The sequence below is a fragment of the Stenotrophomonas sp. TWI1409 genome (assembly GCF_039673015.1).
In the GTDB taxonomy this organism is placed as follows: domain Bacteria; phylum Pseudomonadota; class Gammaproteobacteria; order Xanthomonadales; family Xanthomonadaceae; genus Stenotrophomonas; species Stenotrophomonas maltophilia_A.
Map to the genome: position 1 here is coordinate 143371 of NZ_JBDJKU010000001.1, position 15582 is coordinate 158952.

Here is a 15582-nt window from a genome sequence, read left to right on the forward strand (position 1 = left end):
CACCACCCTGCCCGGTTCTCTCCCTACACTGGAGCGATGTTGACGCCCTCCATCGTCCTCTTCGCCTGCATTGCATGGACCGCACTGCTGTTCGGCGTGGCGCTGTGGGGTGAGCGCCGGGGGCACCGGCTTTCGAAGGCATGGCCGCTCATCTACGCGCTGTCGCTGGCCGTGCACTGCACCGCGTGGACCTACTACGGCGCGGCCTCGCAGGGACTGCAATGGGGCTTCCCGATTCCACCCACCCTGGCCGGCATGGCGTTGATCTTTGCCTTCGGCCTGCCGTTCCTGCTCCGCCTGGGGCGGCTGGCCAAGCAGCACAACAGTGCCACCATCGCTGATCTGGTCGTCGCACGACTGCGTGCCGATCGCGGTCTCGGCTTCACCATCACCCTGGTGGCACTGTTCGGCATCATTCCCTACATCGCCCTGCAGTTGAAGGCTGTCAGTCAGGGCCTGGGCGCGCTGCTGGGCGATCGTTTCGCGCCTGCTGCCGCGCAGCTGGACATGTCGTTCTGGTTCGCCCTGACGATGGCGGCGTTCACCCTGCTGTTCGGTGCACGCAAGGCATCGGCCACCGAGCCCAATCGTGGCATCATGGTCGCACTGGGGCTGGAGTCGGTATTGAAGCTGGTGGCGCTGCTCGCCATTGGCCTCTATGCGGCGCTGTCGGTGCGCCAGGCGGGCACGCCGCTGCTGGAAAAGATGGCGCAGCTGCCGCCACCGGCCATCATGCCGGACTATCTGACCATGGTCGCGCTGGGCGCGATCTCCGCGTTCACCCTGCCGCACCAGTTCCATGTCGGCGTGGTCGAGCTGCGCCAGACCTCGGACCTGAGGACGGCACGCTGGTTGTTCCCGGTCTACCTGCTGCTGATCGGGCTGCCGTCGGTGCCGATGGCGCTGGCCGGTGCCGCGCAGCTGCCCGCATCGGTGTCGCCTGACCTGTACGTGCTGGCGCTGCCGCAGGCCGGTGGCCACCACCTGCTGGCCTTGCTGGCCTATCTGGGCAGCCTGAGCGCCGCCACCGGCATGATGATCCTGTCCGGGCTGACCCTGTCGATCATGCTCGGCAACCATGGCTTCGGCTCACGGTTGCTGGACGGCATAGCCGGCGGTGCCACGGCGGCCGACCTGCGTCCACGCGTGCTGGCCTTCCGCCGTGCCGGCATCCTCGCCGTGTTCCTGATGTCGTGGCTGTACAGCCGGGCGATGAGCGACACCGAGGCACTCAGCGATTTCGGCCTGATGTCCTTCACCGCCCTCTCGCAGCTGGCGCCGGCGGTCCTGCTGGCGGTGTATCGCCCGCGCACGCCCTCTCCGGCCATCATCGCCGGCATCGTGCTGGGGTCGTTGGCCTGGCTGTGGCTGGTGCTGCTGCCGATGGTGATCCCTGCCTCGCCCCCCGCCTCGGGGCCCGATGACCTGCACTGGCTGTCCGTGGTCTCGCTGCGCCTGCAGTCGGGCCATATCGCCATCAGCATGGGCGCCAGTCTGGCGGTCAACCTGCTGACGGTTGCGCTGGTGTCGCGCGCGGTGCGTCCCTCGTTGCCGCGACGACGGGATGCGGTGGCAGCAGCCTCGCTGCGCAGGACGGCCGGACGCTTCCTCGGCCAGGAGCGGGCCCGGCAACTGATGGATGGGCATGCCGGGCAGCTGCTGGACGACGACCGGGTCATCACCATCGAACGCGAACTGAGCGCCGTGGTCGGCGCGGGCATGGCGCGCCTGCTGGTGGAGGCCGCTCGCGATGGCGGTGCCGCGCCCTTGGATGCGGTGACCCGTGCTGTGGGCGAAGCCACCCAGGCGCTGCGCTTCAACCAGCGCCTGCTGGAAGCGGCGTTGGAAAACATGAGCCAGGGCATCAGCGTGGTCGACGCGCAGCTGCAGCTGGTGGCCTGGAACAGCCGCTACGCCGCGTTGTTCAAGTTTCCGCCCGAGTTGCTGCAGGTCGGGCAGCCGGTGGTCAATCTGACAGCGTGGGCGCTGGCCGAACTGAAGATCGGCGACGGCCCGGGTGACTCTCGCGATAAGGCCCTGCAGCGTCGCGCCGCACACATGCGGCGTGGCACGCCGCATCTGTCCGAACGGATCTTCCCCGACAACACCATCGTCGAGATCCGTGGCAATCCAATGCCCGGCGGTGGCTACGTGGCCACCTTCACCGACGTCACCGCCTTCCGCCGCGCCGAGGAAGCGCTCAAGCGCAGCAATGAAACCCTGGAGCGCCGCGTACAGGACCGCACCGCACGGCTGGAACAGGCAGTGCACGAAGCCGAGCGCGCGAACGTTGCCAAGACACGCTTCCTGACGGCGGTCGGCCACGACCTGATCCAGCCACTGCATGCGGCGCAGCTGCTGACCGATGCGATGTCGCAGCACATCGAATCGGAGTTCCTCGACAGTTTCCTGCGCCAGATCCGTGGTGCGCTGGACTCCACCGACGACCTGCTGTCCGGGCTGCTGGATATCTCCCGTCTTGAGGCGGGCGGGCTGGTCGCCGATCCGCGCCCCTTCGCGCTGTCGACCGTCCTGGATCCGCTCGCGCAGGAGTTCGCGGTACTGGCGGCGGCGCGCGGCCTGCAGTTCCGTTACGTGCGGACCCAGGCATGGGTGCACAGTGACCCGCTGCTGCTGCGCCGTGTGCTGCAGAACTTCCTAGCCAATGCCATTCGTTACACCCGCCATGGCGGTGTGTTGCTCGGTGTGCGCCGCCAGGGACAGGCACTGCTGATCGGTGTGCATGACACCGGCCCCGGCATTGCTCCGGAGCAGCAGGCGGTGGTGTTCGAGGAGTTCCACCGGGTCGATCGCAGCAACGGCCAGGGACTGGGCCTGGGCTTGACCATCGCGCACCGCATCGCCGACCTGCTGCACGCACCCCTGCACCTGCGCAGCGTGCCCGAGCACGGCTCGGCCTTCTCGATCAGCGTGCAACGCGCAGCACCACCTGCGACCCCGCGCAGCTCGCCGCCGGCAGCCGGCAGCAGCGCGCTCAAGGGAGTCCGCGTGCTGGTGGTCGACAACGACCCGGACGCATTGGAGGCGATGCGGCAGCTGCTGCTTTCCTGGGGTTGCGATGTCATCGCGGCAGGCAACGCCGATGACATCGGACCCTCAGCGCACGAGGCGGCGCTGTGGCTGTTCGACTATCACCTGGATGATGGCGATACCGGTGTTGCGCTATGGAAGCGGCTGGTAGGCATGCATGGGCCGCGGCCGACGGTGATCCTCAGTGCGGATGCCGGCAGCGATACGCGCGAGGCGGTGCGCGGCGTTGGGCTGTCCCTGCTCAACAAGCCGTTCAAACCGTTGGCGCTGCGCTGGGCGATCAACCACCTGCTGGCGGCCAGCACCACGCCCTGACCGGTCAGGGCTCAGGCAGTTCTTCGATCTGCCGGGACGGATCGGCCAATCCCATTTCGTGCAGCACGCGGATGGCCTGCGCGCGGTTGCGCACGCCCAGCCGCTCCATGATGCGTGTCATGTGCGCCTTGACCGTGCGCAGCTGTACGCCCAGCCGGTCGGCAATCTGCTTGTTGAGCAGGCCCTCAGCCACCAGCCCCAGCACCTTGTACTGATGTGCCGACAGGCTGGCCAGGCGTGCGGCCAAGTCGGCATCCCTGCTGAACGTCGCCACCCGTGCCACCGGTTCGCGCAGCAGCGCCGGGATCCAGCGCTCGCCCTCCAGCACGGACTGCAGCGCGGACTGCAGCTCGTTCAAACCCGAGCTCTTGGGCAGATAGCCCGCGGCGCCAAGGTCGATGGCACGCCGGATGACCTGCGGCTCCTCGTTGGCGGAGACGATGATGATCGCCAGGCCCGGCTGCAACGCACGGATCGTGGCCAGCCCGGCCAGTCCGTGGTTGCCCGGCATGTGCAGGTCCAGCAGCATCAGATCGATCGACTGGTTCTCGATCACCTCCAGCACGCTGTCCAGCGAATCAGCTTCGCTGATCTGCAGATCGGCGACCGCCTCTTCCGCCGCGCGATGCAGTGCCGCGCGGAACAAAGGGTGATCGTCGGCGATGAGCAGGGTGGGCATGTCCTGGCGAGATTATCAAATCGGGTGCACGCAGGAACAGGTACCTAGGTACGCTGGTGCAGCAGGAAGGGCTTGCTAGTGTGGTGCGGAGAAGGCCGGCGACCGCAACGCCGCCCACGAGGAAATGCCATGTCATCCGCCCCCACTCCCGATGCCCATGCCTATCCACTGCTGATCAAGCAGCTGCTGCTGATGCCGCTGGCGGTGAGCCCTGAACAGGAAATCGTCTACGGCGACCAGGTCCGATTCGACTACCGCACCCTGCAGGCGCGCATCGGCCAGCTGGCCGGCCTGTTGACCTTGCTGGGAGTCGGCCACGACGACACGGTGGCGGTGATGGACTGGGACAGCAACCGCTACCTGGAGGCCTACTTCGCTGTGCCGATGATCGGTGCGGTGCTGATGATGGTGAACGTGCGCCTGGCCCCAGAGCAGATCGCCTACACGCTGAACCACAGCGGGGCGCGGGTGATCCTGGCCAACCGCGAGTTCCTGCCGCTGCTGGACGCCATCGACGAGCAGCTGCCGGACCTGCGCACGCGCATCCTGCTGGACGATGCAGGCGGTCCGCTGCCGCCAGGCTTCGCCACCGAGTACGAAGCGGGGTTGCGCGATGCCACGCCGATCGTCCGCTTCCCGGACTTCGACGAGAACGCCCGTGCCACGGTGTTCTACACCACCGGAACCACCGGGTTGCCCAAGGGCGTGTATTTCAGCCACCGGCAGCTGGTGTTGCATTCGCTGGCGGCGATGGCCGCGCTTGGCGGTGCACCCCGTCAAGGCCGCCTGCATCGTGACGATGTCTACATGCCCATCACCCCGATGTTCCATGTGCACGCGTGGGGCCTGCCCTACGTGGCTACGGCGATGGGCATCAGGCAGGTCTATCCGGGGCGCTACCTGCCTGCGACGCTGCTGGCATTGATCGCCCGTGAGAAGGTGACCTTCTCGCACTGCGTGCCAACCATCCTGCACATGCTGCTGGAGCATCCGGACGCGGCGCAGACCGACCTGGAGGGCTGGAAGGTGATCATCGGCGGTGCGGCCCTGCCGCGTGCGCTGGCGCAGCGTGCGCTGGCGCGGGGCATCGACATCTTCGGCGGCTATGGCATGTCCGAGACCTGCCCTCTGCTCACCATCGCCCAGATCGACGTGGACAGCGTGACCGATGCCGATGAGGTGCTGTCGCTGCGCACCAAGGCCGGCATACCGGTACCGCTGGTAGACCTGCGCATCGTCGATCCGGACATGAAGGATGTCGCCCACGACGGCATCGCCACCGGAGAGGTCGTCGTGCGCGCACCCTGGCTCACCCAGGGCTACCTGCACAACCCGGATGCATCTGCAGCACTGTGGGCAGGAGGCTATCTGCATACCGGGGATATCGGCAACATCGATGAAAGCGGCTACCTGAGGGTGACCGACCGGATCAAGGATGTGATCAAGACCGGCGGTGAGTGGATCTCCTCGCTCGCCCTGGAGGACATCATCGCCCTGCATCCGGCGGTCAGCGAAGTCGCGGTGATCGGCATCGCCGACACGAAATGGGGCGAGCGGCCGTTGCCGCTGGTGGTCAGGCAGCCTGGCAGTGAGGTGACCGAAGCGGAGATCATCGAACTGGTCGCTGCGCGAAGCCGCTCAGGGGACATCTCACGGTATGCGATTCCGGAACGGGTCAGTTTCGTGGAATCGATCGAGCGGACCAGCGTGGGCAAGATCAACAAGAAGAAGCTGCGTGGGTTGCATGACCCAGCGACTGGCTCGGGCCGTGGGTGATCTCCGCCCGATTGCCGAGGTCAATGCTCGCACGCCAAGGTATGAAGCGGCGCCCCGGGACGATGATCTCCCGGGGCACCACTGCTGTGCAGCAGACCTGGTTCAGTTCTGCCAGGACCGGTCACCCTCAGTCGATGCAGGGTCCCTTCGCAGCGATCTCCGTGCCGGATCCCTTCGCACCAATGGCGGCGGGGCCCTGGCATGCATCAAAGCTGTACTTGATCAGCTTCCACGCCCCACTCGACCACCGGTATGTCCACGACTCGGAAGCACCGCTCGGCAAGGTATTGGAGATCGAGATGACCTCGCCCTCCACACCGCGTGCAGGCAATGGAACAGGCGGGCCCGCCGCACCGGCCGGCTTCAGGCTGCCAGCAGACTGATAGCTGTGCGAGATGGCCAGTTCGCCCGTCTGCAACGCCGGCGCGTAGGCGGGCGAATTCCGTTTGATCCAATCGACGATGTAGCCGGCTTCCAGCGAATCCGGCGCGTACGTGGCCTTCGTAACTACAGTGGCGGTCGCGGTGCCCGCGATCGGTCCTGCATTGACGCTTCCACCGGGGACTCCACTCAGTGCCAGCACCAATGGCAGCGCCGCGCCCAACAGCGAGAACTTCATACCCTGCTCCTTGTGTGTATGCAGCTTTCTCAACGGGCCGTCTATGACCCGCGGGCAGTGTAGGCATTGCGGACAGGCTGGGCATCGGCGCAGTCATGCCCATTTCTCATATCCATCAGGCTTCGAGCGCGAGCTGTCCTGCTGAAGGTCGCAGCGCCGATTGTGTTGAACGCGGCGCTCAGATCCGCGTCGTTGCCATGAACCGTTCGCGGTCCTGCTGCGTACGGCGGCGGATCTCCTCCAGCGCCTGGCTTTCGGTCGCCTGCAGCATGGCTTCGAACAGGCGCTGGAAGTGATGGCGCATCGCATTGCGCGCGGCCACTGGATCACGCGCGCGCAGGGCTTCGAAGATCGCCATGTGCTCGTCCGCACGGCTGGCGCCATCATCATGGCAGACCCGGGCATAGACCTCGGTCACCCGCGGCAGTTCGCTGCGCATGCGCCAGATCTGCTGCACGAAGAATTCCACCACCGGGTTGCCGGAAAGCCGTGCGATGGCCAGGTGGAAGCGGCGGTCGTACTCGCCGGCTTCCGCGTCACTCAGGTCGCGACGGCACAGCGCTTCGGCCAACGCCTGCAGCTCGGCAATGCCGGCATCATCCAGATTGCTGGCAGCCAGAGCGGCGGCCTCGGCCTCGAATACCGCGCGGGCGGCGGTGAGGTCGAAGGCGCTGACATCCGGCAGACCGCCGGACGCCTGCGTCGGGCGCGGTTTCACATGCACGCCCGAGCCGATGCGGATGGCGATCCAGCCCTGCGCTTCCAGTGCGATCTCGGCTTCGCGGATGGTGACCCGGCTGACACCGAACCGTTCGGCCAGCTCACGCTCGCCCGGCAGCCGCGAGCCCGGCGGAAATTCGCCATCCTCGATCAGCTTGCGGAGCTTGGCAGCGATGGTCTGGTAAAGGCGGTTGGCGGACATGCGGCTGACCCTTGGCGATTCCTTCCGGGTCCCTGCCCTGCCACCGCGGCCGGCAAGGGTCCGGTTGGAGCGACGGCGCGACCACTGGCCGCGCCGCCCTGTTCAGAACTTGTATCGTACACCGAAATACGCACGCCGCCCGTAGGTCACCACTTCGCGGAAGTTCCCATAAAGCGGCTGGTAGGCCACGCGCGGCTCGTTGGTCAGGTTCATCAGCTCCAGCGACAGCGACAACTGCTTGTTCACCCGGTAGCGCAGGCGCAGGTCCACGCTGGTGTTGTCATCGTAGTAGCGGTTCTGCTGCGCGGTGTTGCCGGTGAAGTCCTGGTAGTAGTGCGAGCGGAACTTGCCGATGGCCTGGATGTTGAAGCGCCCGACGTCCCAGTAGATCGAGCCGGACAGCACGTGCCGCGAGAAACCACTCAGGCCAGCCGGTGGCACGATGGCCGGAATGATCGTGCCATCGCTGGCCAGCTGCTCACCCAGTCGCGAGTCCTGGGTCTGATAGTCGGCATCGGCGTAGTTGTAGCTCAGCTTGAAACCCAGCCCGTCGAACGGCTTGGGCAGGTACGACAGTCGATGGGTAGCGGTCAGCTCGAAGCCGGTCAGCGTGCTGTCCTCGTCGGTGGTTACCTGCTGCCGCACCGGCACGGTCACGCTCTGGCCGTCGATGGTGTAGGTCTCCGGCACCAGCGCAGTGGCGGTGCCGCCGTTGAACTGCTTCCAGTACACCGCGCCGGCCAGCATCGTGTCCGGGTTCGGGTACCACTCCAGGGAAAGGTCGCCGTTCCAGGACATCAGCGGCTGCGCGGCGGGGTTGCCGCTGGCGCTGATGTCATCCAGCGCGTCGGCCAGGTTGCCGTAGGTGGCATCACTGCTCACGTTGATGGTGCGCCCGGCACCCAGCGCGGCAATGTCCGGCCGTGACATCGCGCGATATGCACCGACCCGCAGCAACACGTCCGGGCGCAGCTCGAAGGCCGCGTTGAGGCTGGGCAGCAGCTTGTCGTTGCCCGCCTTGAACACCTGCGTGCTGTACTCGCCGGTGGGTTGCAGGCGGATCGTCCCGTCACCGTTGTCCTCGATGCGCAGCCCGGTTCGCACGCCTTCAGAACGAACATCGGTCTTGACCCAGCGCAGGCCGAGGTTGCCGGTCACCGGCAAGCCGAACAGGGTGCTGCTGAACTCACCCATCAGATAGAGCGCGCGTGTCTTCTCGGTGATATCGACATTGTTCGGATCCTGGAAACCCGGATCCAGCCCGCTGTCGAGGCTGCCGCGGAACGACTGGTACAGGCAGTTCGGATCGAAGTACGCCCACGAGGAGATCGTGTTTCCGCTGGCGGCATCCATGAAGTCATCCTGCGGGAAGGGTGCACGGCAGGCCTGGTTGGCGGCGATGATCTTCGCTTTGTCGGCCGCCACGCGCTGGTCGTAGTCGGTTACCAGGGTGTTGTCGCGCAGGCGGTAGTCGGCCTGGCTGGCGCGCACGCCGCCCTTGATGCGGGTGAAGAAACCGGACTCCGGCATGAAGCTGGCATCGAAGCGGCCGGCCTTGATCCTGTGGTCATTCTCGGTGGCGCTGGAGGTCACCCGCGCCGCGCCGGTGTAGGCGTCCCAGTTGTTGGGGTCGAAGTTCGGCGCCAGGGCAACACTGGGCACTTCGCCGTGCCAGTCCCAGTCATAGTCCACGTAGCCGGTGGCACCACTGCTGATACCGGGCACGACGGCATTGTTGACGTCGCGCTGGTTGGCGCGCAGGCGGGTCATGCGCTCGCTGTCGAGGCGATTGGTGTGCGAGTAGGAAAGATCGGTAGACAGCTCCCAGGCCGGGGTCGGGCGCAGGATCAGGTTCAGGCCACCCCCGGTGTATTCCTCGCCACGCCAGTAGCGGTTGGAGGTGGAATCAATCGAGGTGCTGCCGTGCAGGTGGCGCACGATACCGTCTTCGTCAACCTCGCGCTGGGTGATGCCGCGTCGTGCGTTGGACAGGCTCAGATCGCTGCGGTTCTCATACCAGTTGCGCTCGGTGTGCTCGAAGTCGAGGTTCACTTCAACCACATCATTTGGCCGCCACTGCAGCGCGGCGAACTCGCTCTGCCGGTCGTTGCGCTCCTGCTTGAGCCGGTAGATGCGGCTGCTCGGCACCAGGTAGTACGGCGCGCCGTTGGCGATGGCCTGCGCGGACACTTCGTTGCAGTTGGCATTGCCCACGTTCTGCGTGCCATCGCAGGCATACCAGGTGGAACCGCTGGTAATGCTCTCTTCCGGATCGGTGCCGTCCAGGCGCTGGAAGCCCAGCGAGATGCCCAGCTTCTGCCCGTTGCCGAACTCGAACTGATCGATGTAGCTGGCGGTGCCGCGATAGCCGATGCCGTCCTTGTCACGGTACTTGCTGTCGTACTCCGCCCAGCTGCCGCGCAGGTCCAGCTGCACTGCACGCTTGCCGTACTCCAGTGGGCGCACTGTTTCCAGGCCGATGGTGCCGGCCACGCCGCCTTCGATGATGTCGGCGCGCTGGGTCTTGTAGATGGCCACCGTGTTGATCAGCTCGGCCGGGAACATGTTGAAGTTCACCGAGCGGTCGCCGCTGCCGTTGGTGATCTCGCGGCCATTGAAGTTGGTGCTGCTGAGGAAGGCGCCCAGGCCCCGGATCGAGATCTCCGAGGCGCCGGTCTTGTCGCGGGTCGAGGCGGCGCCGGTCAAGGTCTCGATCGCATCGGCCAGCGACGGTGCCGGCAGGTCGCCGATGTCATCGGCCGAGAGCACGTCGGCGATGACCGTGTCGTCGCGCTTCTTGTTGATCGAACTCTGCATTGATTCGCGGATGCCGGTGACCTGCACCTGGTCCAGCGTGGTGGGATCCTGCCCTGACGCGTCCTTGCTGGACTGCGCCTGGGCCGCGGGCATGCCCGCCAGCACGGCAAGCAGCGCCACGATCAGGGGTGTGGGGGACAACGAGATGCTGTGCACTGCTCCGGCGGGTCGCCGCATGGTTTCCTCCTCCCAAAGGATCGCCTGCATGCCAGGCGTGGGACGCAGCTTCGGCACGGCGACATGAAAATGTCAACCAATTGGTATGCGAATGTTCAAATGCCTTTCATCCATACCAGTTGAATGCAATTTAATGTGCTCATGCAGCATGACTTTGCGCGAAAGCTGGCTTACAACGGACCCGGAAGTGGTATGCAGACCCACCCTGAAACGACGGCCCGGCCGTCTCTGGAAGGATTTCATGCGCATTCGTCCGCTTGCTCGACATCCGCTCAACAATCCATCACTGTTTTGCCTGACCACTGGTCTGGCAATGTGCCTGACCACTTCAGCGGCAAGTGCAGCCAGCTGGCTCGTCCACGATGTCGCTGAGTTCACTACCGCCGCCTCGGCGCTGCAGCCCGGCGATGAGATCGTGTTGGCTGACGGCACCTGGACCGACGCGCGATTGCTGCTGAAAGGCCAGGGCACGGCAGCCGCGCCGATCGTGTTGCGCGCGCAGACCGCCGGCAAGGTCGTCCTCAGCGGACGTTCGGACCTGCGCCTGGCGGGTAGCTACCTGCAGGTGTCCAACCTGGTGTTCCGCAACGGCTATACGCCGGGTGATGCGGTGGTGGCGTTCCGCGAATCCAGCAAGGCGGTGGCCCGCCACAGCCGGGTGACCGGCCTGGTGATCGATGACTACACCAACCCCGATGCCAGCGACCAGGACTACTGGGTATCGCTGTATGGCAGCAACAACCGGTTGGATCACAGCCAGCTGCGCGGCAAGACCAACGCCGGGCCCACGGTAGTGGTGGTGCGCGATGCCACCCAGGGCCTGGACAACCAGCACCGCATCGACCACAACTGGTTCGGACCGCGCCCGGCGCTGGGCGTCAACGGCGGCGAAACCCTCCGCGTCGGCACCAGCGACACTTCGTTGAGCGATTCCAACAGTACGGTGGAGAACAACTGGTTCGAAGGCTGCGACGGCGAGACCGAGATCATCAGCAACAAGTCCGGCGGCAATACCTACCGCGGCAACGTGTTCTACCGTTCGGCCGGCGCGCTCACGCTACGCCATGGCAACGGCAACCGGGTGATCGACAACGTGTTCCTGGGCGACGACAAGGCCGGCACCGGCGGCGTGCGCATCATCAATGCCGACCAGACCGTCAGCAACAATTACTTCGAACGATTGGCCGGCTCCAGCAACCGTTCCGCGCTGGCGGTGATGGACGCGCAGGCCGATCCGCCGCTGTCCGGCTATGCGCCGGTGGTGAATGCCACGATCAACCGCAATACCTTCGTGGACGTGGCGAAGATCAGTTTCGGCGTCGGCCATGATGAAGCCAAGGGCATCGTGGTCGCCGCCAGCAACAGCCGCTTCAGCGCCAACCTGATCGTCAACCGCACCAGCAGGAACCCGCCGAATGCCGCCAGTTCGCTGGCCGGCATCGACTTCAGTGGCAACGTGCAGTCACCGGCAGCCAGCACCGTATTCCCGGGCGGCGTAGAGGGGCGTGGCGTCAGCCTGCAGCAGGCTGCCAGCGGATTGTGGGTGGCAGCGCCCGCCCTGCCCGCCGTGGGCGCCGATCCTGCCCTGGCGATGACCGCGCGCGAGGCGACCGGCGTCGACTGGTATCCCAAGGTGGGCGAAGTTGCCCTGTCACGCACCCGCAATGGAGTTGATCGATGAGGTTGCAGCCGCTGTTCGTCTCCCTGGCCCTGGCCACCCCCTTTGCCCTGCTGCCGGCCGCGCCGCTGTTCGCAGCCCCCGCTGCCGCAGCGAGGCAGGCCGACACCGCGCCGGTGCTGGTGACCGCAGCGCAGTGGCAGCGGATGGCCAGCGAAGGCGGCCGCTACCCGTGGTTCGCCAAGGAACAGGCGCGCACGGAAAAATCGCTGAAGAAGATGATGAAGGCCGGCATCGACGTGCCGGTACCGAAGGACAAGGGCGGCGGCCGCACCCATGAACAGCACAAGCGCAACTACCAGGCCCTGATGGCGGCCGGCACCCTGTACCGGCTGACCGGCGACAAGGTCTATGTCGACTACGCGCGCGACATGCTGCTGCAGTACGCCAGGCTCTACCCCACCCTGGGCCCGCACCCCGAAGGCCGCGGACAGATTCCAGGCCGCGTGTTCTGGCAGGTGCTCAACGATTCGGTGTGGCTGGTCAACGCCATCCAGGGCTACGACGCGATCCGCGACGCGCTGTCCGCCGAGGACCGCGACACCATCGAATCGAAGGTGTTCCGGCCGATGGCTGAGTTCCTCGTCAGCGAGCCGAAGAACTACGACCAGATCCACAACCACGCCACCTGGGCGGTGGCCGCCACTGGCATGACCGGCTACGTGCTGCGCGACCCTGAGCTGGTGGAGAAATCGTTGCGCGGCAGCCAGAAGAACGATCAGTTCGGCTTCCTTCGCCAGATCGACCTGCTGTTCTCGCCCGATGGCTATTACGAGGAAGGCCCGTACTACCAGCGCTACGCACTGGCACCGTTCCTGCTGTTCGCCAACGCCATCGAACGCAACGAGCCGCAGCGCAGGATCTTCGCGCGCCGCGACGGCGTGCTGCTGAAGGCGGTGGATGTGCTGGTGCAGTCCAGCTATGACGGCCTGTTCTTCCCGATCAACGATGCCATCCTGGACAAGGGCATCGATACCGAGGAACTGGTGGCCGGTATCGGCATTGCCTATGCGCGCACCGGTGACGACCGCCTGTTGTCGGTGGCCCAGCAGCAGAAACGCCTGCTGTTGTCCCCCGAGGGACTACAGGTGGCGCAAGCACTGGCCGCCAACAAGGCCAAGCCCTTCGATTACCGTCCGATGCTGCTGCGCGATGGCCCGGACGGCGACCGCGGTGGCCTGGCGATCCTGCGCATGAACGGCGAACGCGGCCAGGCGCTGGTGCAGAAGGACACGATGCAGGGCATGGGCCATGGCCACTTCGACAAACTCAACTGGCTGTTCTACGACAACGGCAATCCGGTGGTGACCGACTACGGCGCTGCCCGCTTCCTCAACGTGGAAGCCAAGCGGGGTGGCATCTACCTGGCCGAGAACCGCAGCTGGGCCAAACAGACCGTGGCCCACAACACCCTGGTGGTGGACGAACAGAGCCACTTCAAGGGCGACTGGAAGCGCGGCGAGGAGCATGCCCCGCAGGTGCGCTTCTTCCAGGCCGATGCCGATACCCAGGTTGCCTCGGCGACCATGCGCGATGCCTACCCCGGCGTGGTGTTCACCCGCACCCAGGCGCTGCTGCGCCACCCCGACCTGGGCCTGCCGGTGGTGCTGGACCTGCTGCAGGTGCACGGCGACAAGGCCGCGCGCTACGACCTGCCGCTGCACTTCAACGGCCACATCGTCACCACCGGCTTCGAGGCAGAACACTTCCCCACCCAGCGCCCGGTGCTGGGCAAGGACAACGGCTACCAGCACCTGTGGCTGGATGCACGCAGCACGCCCGGCAGCGAATCGCGTTCCCTGGCGTGGCTGCTGGATGGGCGCTTCTACACCTACCGCTTCGGCAGCAGTGCGCCGGCACAGGCGCTGCTGGTGGAAAGTGGTGCCAACGATCCCGAGTTCAACCTGCGCCGTGAACCGGCCCTGCTGCAGCGCGTGGAAGGCCAGAAGGACGTGACCTTCTTCAGTGTGCTGGAGCCGCATGGCGAGTACAACGGCACCGCCGAGTACGTGCACGGCGCGGACAGCCGCATCAAGGACATCGTGCGCAGCCGGGGCAGCGATGCAGCGGTGATCGAACTGCGCCTGGCCAGCGGTGCACGCATCGCCCTCGGCGTGGCCGACGACAGCAGCGCCAAGGGCGAGCACAGCGTGACCGTGGACGGCCATGCCTACCGCTGGAGCGGCAGCCATGCACGCATGGACCGCAGCAAGGGTGACGGAAAATGAACGGCCCTGCCGTGGTGGCCAACCTGCGCAAGTTGCCGGTGCGTTCAGCAGTGCGCTGGTTGATCGTGGGCCTGATCGCCGTCGCTACGGTCATCAACTACATCGACCGCAATGCACTGGCGGTGATGTGGCCGGAAATCGCCAGGGAAGTAGGCGCGACCAAGGACGACTATGCCCTGCTGGTAACGGTGTTCATGCTGTTCTACGCCGCCGGCCAGTTCCTGTTCGGGCGCCTGTTCGACATGATCGGCACGCGCCTGGGGTTCGCCCTGTCGATCAGCGTGTGGTCGATCTCGATCGCGCTGCACTCGATCACCCATTCGATGCTTTCCTTCAGCCTGGTAAGGGCGATGCTCGGCATCAGCGAAGCGGGTGCGTGGCCCGGCGCGGTCAAAGCCAATGCCGAGTGGTTCCCTGCGCGCGAACGCGCGTTGGCGCAGGGCGTGTTCAACGCGGGTGCGTCGATCGGCGCGATCGTCTCCGCACCCGCCATCGCCGGCCTCTATCTGTGGCTGGGCTGGCGCGGCACCTTCGTGCTGGTCGGTGCGATCGGCTTCCTGTGGCTGCTGCCGTGGCTGTTTGTCTACCGCGCCGGGCCGGACAAGCATCCGTGGGTGAGCGATGCCGAGCGCCGGCTGATCCAGCAAGACCAGGCCGGGCAACAGACAGAGGCGGCGCCCAAAGCCAGCGTGCGCGAGCTGCTGGCCCATCGCCAGAGCTGGGGCATGCTCGCCTGCCGCTTCCTGCTGGATCCCATCTGGTGGCTGTTCGTGTCCTGGCTGCCGATCTATCTCGCTGAAACCTTCGGCTTCGACATCAAGCAGATCGGCCTGTTCGCCTGGGTACCCTTCGTCGGCGCGATGCTGGGCAGCCTCAGTGGCGGCTGGCTGTCGGGTCGCATGATCCGCGCCGGACACAGCGTGGACCGCGCCCGCAAGCTGGCCATCACCCTGGGGTGCGTGATCATGGCGCCTGCACTGCTGGGTGCTGTGCTGGCCAACCAGCCGCTGCTGGCAGTGCTGGCAATCGCTGCGGTGCTGTTCGGCTTCCAGGTAGCCATCGGCAACATCCAGACCCTGCCCGGCGACCTGTTCGACGGCCGTTCGGTGGGCACGCTGGCAGGCCTGGGTGGCCTGGCGGCGGTCGCCGGCACCTTGATCACCACCTGGCTGGTGCCGGTGCTGACCCGCCACTCCTACGCCCCGATCTTCATCCTCGTTGCCGCGCTGGTGCCGCTGTCGCTGGCTGCGCTGTGGTGGTGGACCGGACCTATCCAGAAGCTCGACCGTCGCGGCGGCTGAGCCTGGGTCTCCTTCTTTT

9 protein-coding genes are annotated in these 15582 nt (G+C 66.0%); 5 read left to right on the forward strand and 4 right to left on the reverse strand.

The window, feature by feature from the left end; genetic code table 11:
* Positions 1-36: 36 nt before the first annotated feature.
* Positions 37-3366: a PAS domain-containing hybrid sensor histidine kinase/response regulator gene (locus ABE423_RS00715; RefSeq protein WP_346484612.1), complete on the forward strand. Its 3330-nt coding sequence runs from the start codon at positions 37-39 to the stop codon at positions 3364-3366.
* Between the two features lie 4 nt (positions 3367-3370).
* On the opposite strand, the gene ABE423_RS00720 is transcribed toward ABE423_RS00715, so the two are convergent.
* Positions 3371-4045, reverse strand: coding sequence for a response regulator transcription factor (locus ABE423_RS00720; protein ID WP_032127250.1), 675 nt, complete (start codon positions 4043-4045; stop codon positions 3371-3373).
* A gap of 129 nt (positions 4046-4174) precedes the next feature.
* Between ABE423_RS00720 and ABE423_RS00725 the strand changes: the two genes are divergently transcribed.
* Positions 4175-5821 carry a fatty acid--CoA ligase gene (locus tag ABE423_RS00725; protein WP_346484613.1) on the forward strand — a complete coding sequence of 549 codons (1647 nt, stop codon included), beginning with the start codon at positions 4175-4177 and terminating at the stop codon, positions 5819-5821.
* Between the two features lie 127 nt (positions 5822-5948).
* Here ABE423_RS00725 and ABE423_RS00730 read toward each other — a convergent pair whose 3' ends face one another.
* From ABE423_RS00730 to ABE423_RS00740, 3 genes are all read right to left on the reverse strand, one after another.
* Positions 5949-6440: a hypothetical protein gene (locus tag ABE423_RS00730; protein ID WP_346484614.1), complete on the reverse strand. Its 492-nt coding sequence runs from the start codon at positions 6438-6440 to the stop codon at positions 5949-5951.
* A 178-nt stretch (positions 6441-6618) separates the two neighbouring features.
* Positions 6619-7362 carry a FadR/GntR family transcriptional regulator gene (locus ABE423_RS00735; RefSeq protein ID WP_032127248.1) on the reverse strand — a complete coding sequence of 248 codons (744 nt, stop codon included), beginning with the start codon at positions 7360-7362 and terminating at the stop codon, positions 6619-6621.
* A 102-nt stretch (positions 7363-7464) separates the two neighbouring features.
* Positions 7465-10356: a TonB-dependent receptor gene (locus ABE423_RS00740; protein ID WP_180837167.1), complete on the reverse strand. Its 2892-nt coding sequence runs from the start codon at positions 10354-10356 to the stop codon at positions 7465-7467.
* A gap of 241 nt (positions 10357-10597) precedes the next feature.
* On the opposite strand from ABE423_RS00740, the gene ABE423_RS00745 reads away from it, so the two are divergent.
* Genes ABE423_RS00745 through ABE423_RS00755 form a run of 3 tightly spaced genes read left to right on the forward strand, consistent with a single transcriptional unit; the run spans position 10598 to position 15563 of the window.
* The gene (locus tag ABE423_RS00745; protein ID WP_180837169.1) at positions 10598-12037 is read left to right on the forward strand and encodes a polysaccharide lyase 6 family protein; all 1440 of its coding nucleotides are present in this window, start codon (positions 10598-10600) and stop codon (positions 12035-12037) included.
* Complete coding sequence (locus ABE423_RS00750) at positions 12034-14262, forward strand: oligoalginate lyase (RefSeq protein ID WP_253143188.1); 2229 nt, start codon at positions 12034-12036, stop codon at positions 14260-14262. Before ABE423_RS00745 ends, ABE423_RS00750 begins: the two co-directional genes overlap by 4 nt.
* A complete protein-coding gene (locus ABE423_RS00755; protein WP_180837173.1) occupies positions 14259-15563 on the forward strand; it encodes an MFS transporter in 1305 nt (434 codons plus the stop codon). Before ABE423_RS00750 ends, ABE423_RS00755 begins: the two co-directional genes overlap by 4 nt.
* The last annotated feature ends 19 nt before the right edge of the window (positions 15564-15582 follow it).